The sequence below is a fragment of the Sphingobium sp. KKT206 genome, from assembly GCF_055640555.1.
In genome coordinates, this window is the sequence record NZ_CM145764.1 from 3562366 (window position 1) to 3578707 (window position 16342).

Here is a 16342-nt window from a genome sequence, read left to right on the forward strand (position 1 = left end):
TGCCACAAGGAGCGCGATGGCTCTTACCGCATCCTTTTCGCTGCCCGATCGCGCGGCGCTGGCAACCCGTTGGCAGGCGCTCGAGGCACGCGCCGACGCGTCCTTCTTCCTTGGCTGGACCTGGACCGGCGCCTGGCTCGACAGCTATGCCATCCGCCCCGAACTGCTTGCTGTCACCGATGCCGATGGCAAGGACATTGCCCTCGCGCTGGTCGGCCACGCGATGCAATCGCGCCTGCTGGGCGGCGTCGCCACGCTCAGCCTCAACCAGTCGGGTGATCCCGCCGCAGACCGCCCCTATGTCGAATATAATGGCCTGCTGGCAGAGGCAGGCCGGGAGGTAGAAGCCGCCGCCGTCGCCGTCAAAGCGCTCACCCGTCGCCGTGACTGGCGCGCTCTCCGCCTCAGCGGCATCGCGCCGGACTCGCCGCTGCTGAACCTGCCCGCCCGCCGCAAGACGCGCCGCGACGTGTCGCCCGTTTATCAGGTCGATCTCGCCGCCGTGCGCGCCGCGAATGGGGATTATCTGTCACTGCTCAGCGCCAACACCCGCAGCCAGATTCGGCGTGCGATGAAGGATCATGGCGGTCCTTTGCCAGACGTCGCCGTCGCTGGCCTCAACGACATAACCCCCTGGCTGGACGAGATGGCAGCGCTCAACAGCGGTCGCCACGCCGACAATGCGTGGGACGATGCGGGCTTCCGCGCTTTCGTCGCCACCATCGCCGCGCGCGGCTTGCCCGGCGGCTCGGTCGAACTGCTGCGCTTCACTGATTCAGGCGGGGTGGTCGGCCTGCTCGTCAACTTCGTCCATCGGGGCGTCGCGATGAACTATCAGTCCGCCTTTGCCGAACCGCGCACTGCCAAGGACAAACCCGGCCTGCTCTGCCATGCCGCCGCCGTCGCATATTATGCTGAGCGCGACCTGTCGCTCTACTCGCTGCTCGCGGGCAAAGATCGCTACAAGCAGAGCCTTTCCACCTGCGAGGAAAGCCTGGAATGGTGGATGATCGAACGGTTCAGCCCGCGCCTCGAAGCCGAAGCGCTGTTGCGCCGCCTGCTTAAACGCCCAGCTTCCGCATGATGCGATAGACGAGGCGGCGCAGCCCCTGCCGTTCCGGCCGGGCGCTGACCGTGCCGGTGGGCAGGCCGCGTTTGCGCAGCAGCGCGTTGAAACTGTGCAATTCGCCCTCCGCCACGCTGCGTTCCGACCGCCATGTCACCGACAGGCTTATCGATACGGCAGGGCCGTTCTCGACGAAATGGGGTGCTTTCACCGGCACATGGATCGCCTCGCCCGGCGCCAGCGGAAAAGCGGTGCCGCGCGCCTTGAACCCGTCCTGCCACACCAGATTGCGATGCCCGCCACCGTGGAAATCCTCGCTCTTCTGCGCCGGGACCAGCGCTTCGTCGCGCGCGGGAAAGACGGTCATCACCTTGTCGCCCATGATCTGGAGCAGGATATTATGCTCCGGGTCCATGTGGAACGGCGTTACGCTGCCCGGCGATGTCAGGAAGATGAAGGCCTCGCGATGCAGCATCGGCCCGGTCGCGGCATGGACGATCGGCTCCAGATCGGCGAGCGCCGCATCCAGCAGCGCGCCATAGGCCGGGTCGCGTTCGACATTCTTCAGCACCGCCCAACTGCCATTGGTCTCGATCGTGCGGATCGTCTCACCCAGCGTCAGCCCGTTGGACGGCGTATCCTCCGGCCGCACGCCGAGCGGCAGTTTGCCCAGATTATATTCCACCGACGATGCAGGCATCCGCTCCGCCAGCGTCGCCAACGCGTCGAGCGTCAGCAATGCGTGCCCGACCAGGTCGTGGCACAAACGGGCGGGCTGGCCGGGGTAAGCGGCGGCGAAGGTCGCGCGCGCAGTGTCGGGGAAGGTCGCGACCCTGGCGGCCGCGATCGGGCTATGGGCGGTCATCCCTGTCCTTTCAAAAGTCTGGCGGCACTCTCGACGCCATTGGCGATGGCAAAGGCCGCCGCCCGCTGAAACTGCGTCATGCCCTGGCCGTGGAGGGCGATACGATATTGGACGATTGTGCGCCGTTCGGCCCACAGGCTGTCGATCATCGGATGATCAGGCGCGGCGCAACTGTCCATCCAGCCGATCGCCGAATCATCCTGCACCGCATGCAGGTTGGCGATCTCGATCAGGACGCCGGGCGAAAAACGGCCATATTCCTCATCGATCGCTATCTTGAAGGAAAAGGCACCCGCGCCATGGCGAAAATTGACCAGCATCGCGATCGCCCGCTCGTCAAGGTCGAGCCGCAGCATATGCAGCCGCCCGGCATCGAACCCGGCAGCACAAGCCGCGCGGAAAAAGGCTGCGTCCGCAGGCTTGCAGCCCATCGCCGTTCCCTCGCGGCCCTTCCAGCCCGACGCTTCGAGCGCCAGAAATTCCCCGCACCAGCGCGCCACGTCGCTCCGATCGGTCAGCAACCGGCTTTCTACAACGCCCAGGTCCGCCAGCCGCTTTTGCAGCCGCCGCAATTCCTTGCGCTTCTTCGCCCGGACCTGGCTCTCCCAATAGGCGTCGGCGGTCAGGTCCGACCGCAGCATCGCCCGGTCATAGCGATGAATCTCGCGCCATCCGCGCCGCTGCTCGACGCACACCGCTTCGATGGCGGCGGCATTGGCCCCCGCCGCGTCGATCGCTTCGAGATGGAGGAAGCCGCGCGCCCAGGGGGCTTCGTCCAACTGCGCCAGAAAGCTGCGCCACGCCGCCGCCTCATGCCCCTGCCGGATTATCGGCGCGCCGAAAAAACAATGATCATGCACCCAATTGCCGACGCAGCCGATCGGCAGCCGCCCATGGCGCGATCGCACCGTGACGGGCAGCAGGCCGATCAGCCTGTCCCCCTCGCGCGCTTCGATCAGGCGGACGTCGCCATCCGCTGCCAGATGATCGATCGCCGCGGCCAGCATGTCGGGCGCATAAAAGGCATTGGCCTCCGCCGCATGGACGGCCAGTTCTTCCCAGCGCGCGCGCTGCGGCACACCCGCCGGATGGGAATAAGGGGGCAGGGGATGGGATGCCATGTCCATCTCTCCGCCTTTAGATCGGAAAGATTAGGGAAAGGCTAAATCCTCCGCGCTAGAGCGTTTTCCAAGCAGGTGGAATCACGTGCTGACTCGGAAAACGCGGCAAACCAAAACCCTAGAGCAGCCGAGCCGATGCAATCGGATCGGAAACTGCTCTAGGACGCGACCCGACGAGGCTTTACATATAAAGGCGGATCGTCGGACAGCAGGACCGACAGGCGTGGAGAAATGGGCATGACGATATTGGTCACGGGGGCTGCGGGTTTCATCGGCATGCATGTCGCCGATCGCCTGATGGCGCAGGGTCATGCCGTGGTCGGCATCGACAATCTCAACGATTATTACCCGGTGTCGCTCAAGCGCGCGCGACTCGACAGCCTGTCCGCCGCCCATGGCAAGCTGTTCACCTTCCACGAACTGGATTTCGCCGACATGGATGCGGTCAATGCGACGCTCCATGATCAGGTGATCGAATCGATCGTGCATCTGGGCGCGCAGGCCGGCGTGCGCTATTCGCTGATCAATCCCCATGCCTATGTCCGCTCCAACCTGGCGGGTCATGTCAACATGCTCGAACTCGCGCGCGAACGGCGGGTGCGGCATCTGGTCTATGCCTCCTCTTCCTCGGTCTATGGCGGCAATGACACGCTGCCCTTCCGCGTCGAGGATCGCGCCGACCATCCCGTTTCGCTCTATGCCGCGACCAAGCGCGCCGACGAACTGATGAGTGAGACCTACGCCCATCTTTTCCGTATCCCCATGACGGGCCTGCGCTTTTTCACTGTCTATGGTCCCTGGGGCCGCCCCGATATGGCGATGTGGATCTTCACGTCCAAGATCCTCGCGGGCCAGCCGATCCCGGTGTTCAACCATGGCCGGATGCAGCGCGACTTCACCTATATCGACGATATCGTGACCGGCATTTTGGGCTGTCTCGATCATCCCCCCGCCGACGATGGTGCGCTCAAGGCAGGCGGCAGCCGCGCGCCGCACCGGCTTTACAATATCGGCAACAACCGGCCCGAAGAATTGATGCACCTCATCGCCGTGCTGGAGGACGCGATAGGGATCAAGGCCCAGATCGACTTTCAGCCGATCCAGCCGGGCGATGTCCATGCGACCTTCGCCGACATCAGCGCGATCGCCCGCGACATCGGTTTCGCGCCATCGGTGGGCATCGAATCGGGTGTCCCCCGATTCGTCCAATGGTATCGTGATTATCACGGGGTCTCATAAGGTTGCCGGACGCCGCACGCCCGAAGCTGAAAATGGCTGCGCGGCTGGTCGCTCAAAGCCGTCGTTTCAGCGGATTTTGGGGCGCGGACAGGGCCGTCATTTTCCTGTAATGATTTTTTCGCAGTTGCAAAAAGGATTGCCATAAGTCCCTGAAACGGCGTAAACAGTCGCACCATGCCGGGCGGTATTTCCGTCCGGGGGTCGCGGAACAAGGGAGGACATCACGCCGAAATCGGCGGTTCGTCCACCGTCTCCGCCAGTGAGACAAGCTCGCGGCGGAGCGCGGAAAAAAGGGCAAACGCGTGTCAACATCAGCATCCAAAATCGTGCCTTTCGGCTCAGGTGGCCGTATCGTAGAGACGGCGTGCAGAAGCCTCTCCATCGCCGCGACCGGCCTTAACGAACTCGAATCCCGCTTTGGCCAGCGGGAATTTGCCGCCACCTTCCTGCGCCTTGTCGGCGTCTTGATGCAGGTCCGCGGTCGTGTCATCGTCACGGGCATCGGCAAGAGCGGCATCGTCGCGCGCAAGATGACCGCGACGCTCACCTCCACTGGTACGCCTGCCATCTTCCTGCATCCCGCCGATGCGGGGCATGGCGACCTTGGCATGGTGACGCCCGACGACGTCGTACTGATGCTGTCCCATTCGGGCGAATCGACCGAACTCGGCCCGATCATTCAATATTGCAAACGCTTCGCCATCCCGTTGCTGGCGATGACCGCGCAGGCGCAAAGCACCGTCGCGCAGGCCGCCGACATCTGCATCCTGATGCCAGAAGTGCAGGAAGCCTGCCCCAACGCGCTGGCCCCCACCACTTCGACCACGGTGCAGATGGCGTTCGGCGATGCCCTCGCGATTTCGCTGATGGAAATGCGCGGCTTTTCCGCCGACGATTTCCACAAATTCCATCCCAATGGCCGTCTCGGCGCGCAACTGCTCAAGGTGCGCGAACTGATGTCGAAGGGCGGCGACGTGCCGCAGGTGCGTCAGGACGCCTCGTTGCTGGACGCGACGATCGAAATGACCCGCGCGCGCCTCGGTGGTACGGCGATCACGGATAATGAAGGGCGGCTGATCGGTGCCTTCACCGATGGCGACCTGCGCCGCGCCGTCACGGCCAAGCAGAATCTGACCGAACCGGTAGGCCGTTTCATGACGGTCACGCCCCACGCCATCACCCCCGACGATCTCGCCCACGAAGCGCTGCATGTCATGCATGAGCATAATATCATGCTGCTGTTCGTCTGCGAAAAGGGCCGCCTGGTCGGGGCCGTCCATATGCACGACTTGCTGCACGCCGGGGTCGCCTGAACCACATTGTCGTCATTCCCGCGCGGGCGGGGTCTTCCCGTCTGCCGCGCAAGCCCCTGCGCCTCATCGCAGGGCGCACGCTGCTGCATCGCACGATCGCCATGGCGCGCGCGGCGATTGGCGACAGGGCAGGGGTGGCGCTGACCGTCGCCACCGATGACGCCGAAATTGCCGATCATGCCCGCGCCGTGGGCTGCGAGGCGGTGATGACCGACAGCGCCATCGCCACCGGATCAGGCCGCGCGCTCGCCGCCGCCCTGGCCCAGCCCACAGCACCCAACTTCGTCATCAACCTCCAGGGCGATTCGCCCTTCCAGCCCAAGGGCGCGCTCGGCGCCGTCATCGTTGCGCTGGAGGCGGGCGCACAGGTCGCCACCCCGGTCATCGCGCTCGACTGGCCCGCACTCGACGCCCTGCGCGATCACAAGACTCGCTCACCGTTCAGCGGCACCACCTGCGCCCGCGCGCCCGACGGCCATGCCTATTGGTTTTCCAAGGCGATCATCCCCGCCATCCGCAATGAAGACAGCCTGCGCGCCAGCCTGCCGCGCTCGCCGGTCTGGCGCCATGTCGGCCTCTATGGCTATGCGCTGAACGCGCTGCTTCGGTTCGAGGCCTGCCCGCCCACAACATTGGAAAATCTCGAAGGGCTGGAGCAACTCCGCCTCTTGCAACTCGGCATTCCGATCATGACCGTCCCCGTCGATCCGCCCTCCTTCGACAGTTCGGGCATCGATACCGAAGCCGATATCAGCCGCGTGGAAGCACTGATCGCCCAGCATGGCGACCCCACGCCTCCGCTCTGATGCGCCACATCTTCATCATCCGCCACGGCAACACTTTCGCCAGCAGCGCTGAGGCCTGCCGCATCGGATCGCGCACCGACATCCCGCTGGTCGACAGCGGTCACGCCCAGGCCGAGCGCCTCGGCACCTGGTTTGCGCAGCAATCATTCCCCATCCACCGCCTGTTCAGCAGCCCGCTCCTCCGCGCCCGTCAGACCGCCGCTGCGATCGCCGCCGCTACCGGCCATGCGCAAGATGACACGCGCGACTGGCTAGGCGAGATCGACCATGGCCCCGACGAAGGGCGCCCCGAAGCCGACGTGCTCGACCGCATCGGCGCGCAAGCGCTGGCGGACTGGGAAGAACGGGGCATCGCGCCCGATGGCTGGATCGTCGATGCCGAAACCCGCATCGCCGCCTGGCGCGCCTTCTTCGCGCAAGCCGGGGAGGGGGCCGACCTGCTCGTCACTTCCAACGGCGCGGCCCGCTTCGCGCTGCTGGCGCTCGGTCTGCCGCCGCGGAAGCTGCGCACCGGGGCGTTCGGCGAACTGGCCATCGCTCCCGATGGCGCGGTCACGCTGGTCCGCTGGGACGAGCGGCCTTAAGCGACCGCCGATTCCAGCAAGCGGATCGTCCCGGCGTCCGCATCCATCTCCGCCCGCACGCCCACCGGCAGGCTGAACTGGTTGGCGACATGGCCGAATTGTGCGCCTTGGAAGGCGGGGATGCCTAGGGAACCAAAATGCTGCTGCAACACTTCCGACAGGGTAAACCCACCATAGGACGGCCCGCTCGCCCCGCAATCGGTACATTGGCCGAACACCACGCCCGCCAGCCGCCTCAGGACGCCGCCTAGTGCCAACTGGGTCAGCATCCGGTCGATGCGATAGGGCGCTTCGCCAATATCTTCGATGAACAATATCGTGCCGCTGAAATCGGGTAGCCAGCCCGTTCCCATCAAGGCCGCCAGCACGGTCAGGTTGCCGCCCAGCAATCGCCCGCTCGCCTTGCCGGGGTGAAAGGTGCGGATGCGCCCGGCGCGCGGAACCAGCCGATCCTCATTGCTGACCGGATTGGCAAAGGTTGGCATCGCCCCGTCGAACGCGACCGCACGAAATCCATCCCAGGAAAAACGGCCCCAACTGCTCGACGCATTGGGTCCATGGATGGTGGTGAAACCCGCCCGTGCGGCAAAGGCCATGTGCAGCGCGGTGATGTCCGAGAAACCGATCAGCAGCTTGGGATTGGCCCTGATCGTCGCGAAATCGAGCAACGGCAGGATGCGCGCGCAACCCCATCCGCCGCGCACCGCGAACACGGCGCGCACCTGCGGATCGGCGAAAATAGCATTGACGTCGGCGGCGCGCTCCTTGTCGGTCCCGGCGAGATAGCCATGGCGCGCGGCCAGATGCGGCGCAGGTCGGGGCACCAGCCCCATCGCCACGATCGTTTCCTTGACCAGATCAAGGTCGAACATATCGTCGGTAAACCCCGCCGGTTCGATCAGCCCGACAACATCGCCGGGCCGCAGACGCGGCGGCTTCACCAATGTCGCAGGCAAAGGCGCAACCGGCGGTGCCTTGGCCGCCACCAACATCGCGCCCATGCCCGTCATCAGCGCGCGCCGATCCACCCACATCGTCAAAAGCCGCTCCCATCCTTGTGGCGATATTGACCGCTCGACCATCGCAGGTCGATGTCGGCATAATGGCGATCGCCGGTCGGTGGCCGCCCGAACGCCAGGAAAGTGCAATCGGCGTCGCTTTCATTGACCAGATGATGGCCATTCGGCTCGCCCTTGGGAAAGGCCGCCATGTCGCCCGCGCGCATCAGCGTGCGCCCATCCTCCTCGACCAGCATGGCTTCCCCCGCCAGCATCACGACGAACTCGTCCTCATCCTCATGCCAATGTCGGTGGGACGACGCCGCGCCGGGTTTCAGCACGACATGGCTCACGCCGAAATCGGAGAGATCGCTTGCCGGGCCAAGCCGCCTGACCCACCGCCCGGCGACGATGTCGGCATGGCGCGCGGGATAGCCGGTGGCATTGGTCTGCGCGATGGCATCCAGGTCGATCCGGGGCACGGCCTTGTCTCCTCCTGCTGGCCAAGCGGCCCGGCTTTCGCTAACGCCTGGGCATGACCAGCACCAGAGCCAATCATGATGTCGTGGCGCTTGCCGAGCAACTGCTTGCCTGCCCCTCCGTAACACCTGCAGCCGGCGCCGTCTTTACCGCGCTGCAGGCTATGTTGGAACCGCTGGGCTTTACCGTCGATCGTTTCGTCACCGGCGACGCGCCTGATGGCCCGGTCGAAAATCTCCTCGCCTGGCGCACCACGGGCGGCGGCAAGCATTTCGCCTTTGCCGGGCATCTCGACGTCGTGCCGCCGGGGCCGGGCTGGACCAGCGACCCGTTCGTTCCCGAACAGCGCGGTGATTTGCTCTACGGCCGCGGCGCGGTGGACATGAAGGGCTCTATCGCCGCCTTCGTCGCAGCGCTGCACGATCTGCCCGACGATCTGCCCGGCACGATCAGCCTGATCATCACCGGCGATGAGGAAGGCCCGGCCGTTCATGGCACGCTCGCGCTGATGGAGCGGATGGCCGCGCGCGAACTGCGCCCCGACCTCTGCCTCGTCGGCGAGCCGACCAGCTCGGCGCAACTGGGCGACGTGGTCAAGATCGGGCGCCGCGGTTCGGTCAATATGTGGATCAGCGTGGCGGGCAGTCAGGGCCATGTCGCCTATCCCCATCTCGCCGACAATCCGATCCCGAAGCTGGTGCGCATCCTGTCCGCCATCGAAGCCGAGACGCTGGACGAGGGCACCGACTGGTTCCAGCCCAGCAATATCGAAATCACCGACCTCGACGTCGGCAATCCCGCCCATAATGTCATTCCCGGCCTCGCGACCGCGCGCATCTCAATCCGCTTCAACGACCGGCATAGCGGCGCGTCGTTGATCGAGCGGATCACCGCCATCGCCGCCACCGAGGGCGGTACGGTCGAGGCGAAGATCAGCGGCGAGCCCTTCCTGACCCCGCCCGGTGCGTTCAGCGATCTGGTCAGCGGCGCGATCCGCGATGTCACCGGCCTTGCCACCGACCTGTCGACCACCGGCGGCACGTCGGACGCCCGCTTCCTCTCGCGCCTTTGCCCGGTGGTGGAATTCGGCCTCAACAATGCGACGATGCACAAGCTTGATGAAGCGGTCGCGGTGCAGGATTTGCGCGATTTGCAGCGTATCTACGCGCTGATCGTCGAGCGCGCGCTACAGGGCTGATCAGCCCCGGCGTGGCTCTGGCTGGCGCAGCAACAGGACGCGGTCCGGGCTTGCGGTCAGGGTGAAACGGTCGAGATAGGCTTGTTCCCCCGTCGGCCGGGCAAGATGATAGCCCTGAAACTGGGTGCAGCCGATGACGCGCAGCATGTCCATCTGCGCCTCGCTCTCGATCCCTTCGACCACCACTTCCAGGCCCAGTCCTTGGATAAGGCCCACAACCGCCGAACAGATGGTCCGCGCTTCGGCCGATGTCGCAATGTCGCGCACTAGGCTGCGGTCGATCTTCACGCGATCCACCGGCAATTCCTTCAACCGCGACAGGTTGGAATAGCCGGTACCGAAATCGTCGATCGCCACCCGCACCCCGTCGCGTCGCAGCGCCGCCAACTGATCCAGCACGCGCGGCTCCATCTCCATCGCCAGCGACTCGCTGATCTCCAGTTCCAGCATCGTCGTCGGCGTCTGGTGGGTGGCAATGGCGTGGCGCAGGCGCAGGAAGAAATCAGCCTGCCCCAGTTCGCGGGTGGAGATGTTGATGGCGATCCGTTGGCTTATGCCCGCCGCTGCCCAGCGCGCGGCGGTTTCGCACACCCTGTCCATCACCCAGTCGCCCAGCGCGACGATCACGCCGCTTTCCTCCGCGACAGTGACGAACGCGCCCGGCATGAGGATGTCGCGTTCGGGATGCGCCCAGCGCACCAGCGCCTCGGCGGCCACCGCGCTGCCGCTGCCAATGTCGATCTGCGCCTGAAATTCCAGAATGAACTCGTCACGCTGCAACGCCAGCATCAAATCGCGTTCCAGGTCGGCCCGGTCGGATGCCTCCAGCGCCAGTTCCGCGCTATACATTTCCGCACGGCCGCGTCCCTCATGCTTGGCATGATACATGGCGACATCGGCCGCGCGCAGCAAAGCCGTCAGCGTCTCGCCATGGTCGGGGTAGCAGGCGATGCCGATCGACGCGCCCAGGTCGACATGCTGACTGCCCAAATCAAATCGTTCGCCCAGCGCAAACTGGATGGCGCGGGCAATGCGCGCCGCCGCACTATGGCCGGGCAGGTTGGGGAAGAACATGGTGAACTCGTCACCCGCCAGCCGCCCGATCACGGCATCGCCCGACCCGGCAGCGACCTGCGCCATCACCACTTCGCGCAGCCGCCCGGCGACCCGCGCCAGCAGTTGGTCGCCCGCGGCATGGCCCAGCGTATCATTGACGCCCTTGAACCCGTCCAAATCGATGAAGAACAAAGCGGCCTTACGCTCCTCCACCCGCTCGGCGAGATGGCGTTCGACCTGACGGCAAAAGCTGGTGCGATTGGCGAGGCCAGTAATCTGGTCGAACAGCGCGAGCGTCTGGACATGGTCCAAATTGGTCCGCACCTGGCTGAACAGGCTTTCCATCGCCACGGAAAGATCGGGCATTTCGCGCGCGATATCGCCCGGCACCGGCGATTGCAGGTCGCCATGCGCGGCCGACACGAGCCGTTCGGTCGCCATGTCGATGGCGGTGGCGGTGGTCGCGACCGTTTGGCGCGCCGAAGCCCAGCTCATCGTCCCGCATAATATGGCGATGATCAGTGCGCGGCTGATCTGCCCGATGTCATCGGGCTGGCCGGGCGTATAGCCGAGGATGAGCGACAGGATGAAGACCAGCGCGCCTGCGGAGCAGGCGAACGCAGCAGCGCGGCTTTTTAACGTCACCCCCCGCATCATCTGTCCCTGTCCCGGCGCACGCTCCACGATGAAGCCTTAGGGGGCAAGGATATGAAGGACGGTGGTTAAGAAAGGGTCAGCGACTTTGCGATGACAACGCTATTTTCGGCGCCGCAATATCAAATAGAGCGCGCCGTCGCCGCCGTGGCGCGGATGGGCGACACGGACGCTGGCGATCCGGTCGGCATGGGCGCTGGTTTCCAGCCAATGGCCGATCTCGGCCCGGATGGCCCCGCGCCGCGCCGCGCTGTCCGACAGCGCGCCCTTGGGCGGCTTGCCCGTCACCACCAATATCACCCGCACCCCCTGCGCCAGCGCCACGCCGAGCGCCTGGTGCAACCGGGCGTGGGCCGCGGACAGGCTATGGCCATGCAGGTCGATGCTCATCTCCGGGCTGACCGCGCCATTGCGGATGCGCTTTTCCCAACCCGTGTCCAGTACGGCGGCAGGCGTGCGGACAGGCGCAGGCGGTGGGGTGGGGCGGGCAGGGGGCGGCACGACTCGCTTCTGGGCAGGCGGATCGATCATCGCCACGGGCAGCGCGACGGGAGCGCGATTTTGCGGGCGCAGCGGGCGCACCGTCCGGGCCAGCGCGCTCCACAGCGCCTGCTCATCGGTCGATAGATGCCGCCGCGCCATCGCCACCCGGTCAGGGTCGGGTGAGGCGGGCGACCGACCCGATCGGCAGCAGAATGAGCGCACTGCCCCGCGCCGACATGCCCCCTGCAATGCCGCGCGCCCGCGCGCCCGCACCCCAGAAGCTGTCGAAGCGATTGGCCCCCTTGATCGCGCCGCCCGTATCCTGCGCGATCCACATGCCATTGGGCTCAGCCCGGTCGAGCGAGAGCAGCACCGGCGCGCCCAGCGGCACATATTTGGGATCGGCAGCGACCGTCCCTTCGGCCGTCACCGGCACGCCCAACGCGCCGATCGGCCCCGCGCCTGTCAGTTCGCGGAAAAAGACGAAGCTCTTATTCTCGTTCATGATGGCCGCGCCTTCGACCGGATTGGCGCGCAGATATTGCATGATGTCCTGCATCGACCCGGCCTTGATCAGCCCGCGATCCTTCATCAGCTTGCCGATGCCGGTATAATCGCGGCCATTCTGCCCGTCATAGCCGATGCGCATGACGCCGCCGTCGGGCAGGTTCAGCCGCCCGCTGCCCTGCACCTGCAGAAAGAAGAATTCGACCGGATCGGCGGCATAGGCCAATTCCAGCCCGCGCCCCGCCAGTGCGCCGCTCACGATCTGCTTGCGCTCGTCATAGGGCACGAACTTGGTGCCCGCGACCTTGCCCCGGATCGTGCGGCCTTTCAGGCTCTCGCTGAACTGGCCCAGATCGACGTCAATCAGGTCGGTCGGGCGGCGATAGATGGGCACGTCATAGCCCGGCTGGCGCGTGCGCGACCCGGCGATTTCCGGCTCATAATAGCCGGTGACGAAGGCCGCGCCGTCGCCGACCTGGACTGCTTCGAAATAGCGGGAGAAAAATTCGCTGGCGCTGGTGTCCGGCCAGCTCGACGCCGCCGCGCAGGCATTGTTCCAGTCCGACCCCCTGGTCAGTCCGCTGGTATCGGTGCGCCGCATCAACGTGGGGCAGGAAATGCGAAACGCCTGCAAAGCCAGCCGCGATCGCTCGCCCGACGGGATCAGGCTGCCGACCTCTGGCCCGCGCGTCACGCCCAACGCGGCCGCGGTGCCCGGCACCAGGGCCGCATCGGTCGGCATTTCGACCGGAAGGGTGGGGCGCGGCGTGGCCGGGGTAGGGCGGATAGCGACTTCCCCAGATGACCCAGGCCGCGACGGCGCAGGGCCAGTCGCGGACGGCGGGATCATGCTGCCCGAACAAGCCGACAGCAGCAGGGCAGCGGCCAGCGCGCCCGCCCTCGAACGCAGCATCATGCGCCGATCACGCTTCGTCGGTTTCGCTGAGCTTCCAGTTGGGATCGGCACTGCGGACGTCGCGGGTAAAGGTCCAGATATCGTTGGTCCCGACCGCATCGGTCATCGACCCGGCGACCACATTGCCATCCTGATCGCGCGTAACCGCGGCGATGTCGGCCTCGAAGCACAGCGCGATCTGCGCGACGCCGCCATTGACGGAGGCTTCCATGATCTGCGCCTTTTCGATCCGCACCAGCCGGTTGTCGAGCACATGGCCCTCGGCCTCGCGCGCGGCGATCGCAGCTTCAAACGAAGCGCGCACATCCTCGTCGCACAACCAGGCCAGCTCGTCCCGGTCACCGCGCCAAAAGGCCTCCAGCACCATGCGATAGGCGCTCTTGGCCCCATCGACGAACTGCGGCACATCGAAGCTGCGATCGGCGGCGATCAAGGCGCGCACGCCATTTTCCGCCCCCGGTGCGATCAACCCGTCTGCCAGGCGCACCGAATCGCCCGCGCCCTCGGCCATCGGCCGGGGTTGCAGCACCGTCACCTTGGCACGGTCTTCGGCGGGACGGAGCGCAGGCTCCTGCTCGTGTCCGGTACGTTTGCCGAGCACGGAATAGAGCCGGAGCGCCAGAAAACCGGCTATCATGGCGAGGATGACGATCACATACACGGAAATCTATACCCTTTGCGCGGGGACAATGTTCCAACCAACATAGGCATGTTTGCACGCAACTTCAAATAGCCCCTTCGTGCCGGTGCCATTGCCCTGCTCCGCGCCCCCTGCTAAGCGCGCGGGTCACATCGCGGGGGGTTGCGGCCCGCCGGACATTATTGACCATATAAGGACGGACCATGGCCGACGAAGCCGACACCAACCCCTATATCAACAGCCAGGGCAACGGCGCCGACACCGCGCCGCAAATCGCGCTGATCAGCCAATATGTGAAGGACTTGTCCTTCGAAAATCCCAACGCGCCGGCCGTCTATCAGTGGCCCGACCAGCCGCAGATCGACGTCCAGTTCAACATCGGCGCAGACCGCGTCGGTGAAGAAGTGATGGAAATCTCGCTCAAGATTGACGTCAAGGCCACAGCGCCGCAGGGCACCGCCTTCGCCGTCGATCTGCTCTATGCCGCCATCTTCGGCATGCGCAACGTGCCCGAAGAGCAGATCCAGCCTTTCATGCTGGCTGAAGCGCCACGCCTCATTTTCCCCTTCGCCCGCCGCGTGCTGGCCGACGCAATCCGCGACGGCGGCTTCCCGCCTTTGCTGCTCGACCCCATCGATTTCGGCGCGCTCTACCTGCAACAGGCCCAGGCGCTGGAACAGACCGCAGGCGAACCGGCCGGCCACGCCTGACACGCAGGATGACCCCTGTCTCCGTTCGCCCTGAGCTTGTCGAAGGGCTGCACTTTTCTTTGAAAAGGAAGTGTGGGGCTTCGACAGGCTCAGCCCGAACGGGCACGGGGGTAATGCCATGAAACTTGTCCGCGCCCTGGGATCAGTCGGCGGGCTGACGCTCGTCAGCCGCATCCTGGCGCTGGTGCGCGATTCCCTCGCGGCCCGCTATGTCGGTGCGGGGTTCGCGTCGGACGCCTTCAACGGCGTCGCCTTCCGCCTCCCCAACATGTTCCGGGCCCTCTTTGCCGAAGGCGCCTTTTCCGCCGCCTTCATCCCGCTGTTCAACAAGAAGGCGGCGGGCGAGGGCGGGCTGCCTGCGGGCTATGACTTCGCCCAGCGCGCGCTCGCCGTGCTGCTGCCGGTCCTCATTCTCTTCACCCTGGCGCTGATTGCCGCCGCCTGGCCGATCACCTGGGCGCTGTCCGGCGGCTTTTCGCGGCAGAATCCGACTTCGGATCAGTTCGCCTTCGCGGTCACCCTGTCGCGCATCACCATTCCCTATCTGGCGCTCATCTCCATCGCCTCGCTGCTGGGCGGCATCCTCAATTCGCTCGACAAATTCTGGGTCAACGCCGCCGCCCCGATCCTGCTCAATGTCGCGATGATCAGCGGCCTGTGGTTCTTCCATGGCGCGGACGAATATGAAACCGCGCGGGTGCAGGCGATTTCGGTGACCGTGGGTGGCGCGCTGCAACTGCTCTGGCTGATCTGGGCCTGCCGCCGCGCAGGCGTTTCGCTTAAGCTCCAGCGCCCCCGCCTCGACAAGGATGTCCGCGAACTGCTCCGCCTCATCGTGCCCGCCGCGGCCGGGGCGGGGGCGCAGCAGGTCAATCTGCTCGTCTCGACCGCTTTGTCGGGCTGGCTGCTCGCCTCCGGCTCGATCACTTATATCTATTATGCCGACCGGCTGAACCAACTGCCTTTGGGCCTCATCGGCATCGGCCTTGGCACCATCCTGCTCCCCACCATCTCGCGGATGCTGTCGAAGGGCGAGGATGAGGCGGCGATGGAAACGCAGAACCGCGGCATCGAACTCGCCCTGTTCCTCACGCTGCCCGCCACCATCGCCTTTCTGACCGTCGCCGAACCGATCGTGCGCGGCCTGTTCCAATATGGCCGCTTCACCGCCGAAGACGCGATGCGCTGCGGCTGGGCGCTGTCCGCCTTCTCGATCGGCCTGCCTGCCTATGTCCTCGTCAAGGTATTGACGCCGGGCTATTATGCGCGTGGCGATACGCGGACGCCGGTGCGCTACGCCATGCTCTCGATCCTGATCAACATCGTCGGCAATGCCGCGCTCATTCCGACGCTGGGCCATATCGGCCCGCCGCTTGCCACCGCGCTCGCCTCCACCGTCAATGTGGCGATGCTCTATCGCACCCTCGTCAAGCGCGGCCATTTTGCCGCCGATGCCGGGCTGCGCCGTCGCCTGCCGCGCCTCGCGCTCGCCGCGCTCATCATGGGCGGCGCACTGATCGCGGGGGCCAGCCTGTTTGATCCCTGGCTCAGCGGAGCCATGGTCCAACGCTATATCGCGCTCGCTATACTTGTCGGCGCGGGCGTCACGCTCTACGGGCTGGCCTGCTTCGTCACCGGCGCTTACCGGCTGTCCGATATCAAGGCGCTGATGCGTCGGCGGAGCGCGACCACAACGCAATAGAACG

General features: G+C 65.6%; 16 protein-coding genes. 8 read left to right on the plus strand and 8 right to left on the minus strand.

What is annotated here, in order from left to right; translation table 11 throughout:
* Positions 1-16 precede the first annotated feature (16 nt).
* Entirely contained in the window at positions 17-1084 is a 1068-nt protein-coding gene (locus ACZ2HM_RS17265; protein ID WP_470425807.1) for a GNAT family N-acetyltransferase, read from the plus strand.
* On the opposite strand, the gene ACZ2HM_RS17270 is transcribed toward ACZ2HM_RS17265, so the two are convergent.
* Together ACZ2HM_RS17270 and ACZ2HM_RS17275 are read right to left on the minus strand one after the other, a co-directional pair.
* On the minus strand, positions 1062-1931 hold the full coding sequence (locus ACZ2HM_RS17270; protein WP_470425808.1) for a transcriptional regulator: 870 nt from the start codon (positions 1929-1931) through the stop codon (positions 1062-1064). The genes ACZ2HM_RS17265 and ACZ2HM_RS17270 overlap by 23 nt on opposite strands.
* On the minus strand, positions 1928-3058 hold the full coding sequence (locus tag ACZ2HM_RS17275) for a GNAT family N-acetyltransferase (protein WP_470425809.1): 1131 nt from the start codon (positions 3056-3058) through the stop codon (positions 1928-1930). Before ACZ2HM_RS17275 ends, ACZ2HM_RS17270 begins: the two co-directional genes overlap by 4 nt.
* 231 nt (positions 3059-3289) lie before the next feature.
* On the opposite strand from ACZ2HM_RS17275, the gene ACZ2HM_RS17280 reads away from it, so the two are divergent.
* From ACZ2HM_RS17280 to ACZ2HM_RS17295, 4 genes are all read left to right on the plus strand, one after another.
* The gene (locus ACZ2HM_RS17280) at positions 3290-4291 is read left to right on the plus strand and encodes an NAD-dependent epimerase/dehydratase family protein (RefSeq protein ID WP_333974397.1); all 1002 of its coding nucleotides are present in this window, start codon (positions 3290-3292) and stop codon (positions 4289-4291) included.
* A gap of 302 nt (positions 4292-4593) precedes the next feature.
* Entirely contained in the window at positions 4594-5604 is a 1011-nt protein-coding gene (locus ACZ2HM_RS17285) for a KpsF/GutQ family sugar-phosphate isomerase (RefSeq protein ID WP_470425810.1), read from the plus strand.
* Positions 5605-5609: 5 nt separating this feature from the next.
* The gene (locus tag ACZ2HM_RS17290; protein ID WP_470426878.1) at positions 5610-6410 is read left to right on the plus strand and encodes a 3-deoxy-manno-octulosonate cytidylyltransferase; all 801 of its coding nucleotides are present in this window, start codon (positions 5610-5612) and stop codon (positions 6408-6410) included.
* Positions 6410-6994 (plus strand): histidine phosphatase family protein, encoded by a 585-nt coding sequence (locus ACZ2HM_RS17295; RefSeq protein WP_470425811.1) that lies wholly within the window; start codon positions 6410-6412, stop codon positions 6992-6994. The genes ACZ2HM_RS17290 and ACZ2HM_RS17295 overlap by 1 nt, the downstream gene beginning before the upstream one ends.
* Here the strand turns inward: ACZ2HM_RS17295 and ACZ2HM_RS17300 are convergent.
* On the minus strand, positions 6991-8028 hold the full coding sequence (locus ACZ2HM_RS17300) for a S66 peptidase family protein (RefSeq protein WP_470426879.1): 1038 nt from the start codon (positions 8026-8028) through the stop codon (positions 6991-6993). The two genes, ACZ2HM_RS17295 and ACZ2HM_RS17300, sit on opposite strands and share 4 nt — an antisense overlap.
* A gap of 2 nt (positions 8029-8030) precedes the next feature.
* On the minus strand, positions 8031-8474 hold the full coding sequence (locus ACZ2HM_RS17305) for a cupin domain-containing protein (RefSeq protein ID WP_470425812.1): 444 nt from the start codon (positions 8472-8474) through the stop codon (positions 8031-8033).
* 53 nt (positions 8475-8527) lie between these two features.
* Between ACZ2HM_RS17305 and dapE the strand changes: the two genes are divergently transcribed.
* Positions 8528-9670, plus strand: a complete 1143-nt coding sequence (gene dapE, locus ACZ2HM_RS17310) for a succinyl-diaminopimelate desuccinylase (protein WP_470425813.1) — start codon at positions 8528-8530, stop codon at positions 9668-9670.
* On the opposite strand, the gene ACZ2HM_RS17315 is transcribed toward dapE, so the two are convergent.
* From ACZ2HM_RS17315 to ACZ2HM_RS17330, 4 genes are all read right to left on the minus strand, one after another.
* Positions 9671-11380 carry a putative bifunctional diguanylate cyclase/phosphodiesterase gene (locus tag ACZ2HM_RS17315; RefSeq protein ID WP_313924715.1) on the minus strand — a complete coding sequence of 570 codons (1710 nt, stop codon included), beginning with the start codon at positions 11378-11380 and terminating at the stop codon, positions 9671-9673. It lies immediately after the preceding gene.
* A 102-nt stretch (positions 11381-11482) separates the two neighbouring features.
* Positions 11483-12022, minus strand: coding sequence for a Smr/MutS family protein (locus ACZ2HM_RS17320; protein ID WP_096060766.1), 540 nt, complete (start codon positions 12020-12022; stop codon positions 11483-11485).
* A 10-nt stretch (positions 12023-12032) separates the two neighbouring features.
* Entirely contained in the window at positions 12033-13286 is a 1254-nt protein-coding gene (gene mltA, locus ACZ2HM_RS17325; RefSeq protein WP_470425814.1) for a murein transglycosylase A, read from the minus strand.
* Positions 13287-13293: 7 nt separating this feature from the next.
* Positions 13294-13947 (minus strand): Tim44/TimA family putative adaptor protein, encoded by a 654-nt coding sequence (locus tag ACZ2HM_RS17330; protein WP_470425815.1) that lies wholly within the window; start codon positions 13945-13947, stop codon positions 13294-13296.
* Between the two features lie 182 nt (positions 13948-14129).
* Between ACZ2HM_RS17330 and secB the strand changes: the two genes are divergently transcribed.
* Both secB and murJ read left to right on the plus strand, forming a co-directional pair.
* Entirely contained in the window at positions 14130-14636 is a 507-nt protein-coding gene (gene secB, locus ACZ2HM_RS17335) for a protein-export chaperone SecB (protein ID WP_037473556.1), read from the plus strand.
* A 118-nt stretch (positions 14637-14754) separates the two neighbouring features.
* Positions 14755-16338 carry a murein biosynthesis integral membrane protein MurJ gene (gene murJ / locus ACZ2HM_RS17340; RefSeq protein ID WP_037473557.1) on the plus strand — a complete coding sequence of 528 codons (1584 nt, stop codon included), beginning with the start codon at positions 14755-14757 and terminating at the stop codon, positions 16336-16338.
* Positions 16339-16342: the final 4 nt, after the last annotated feature.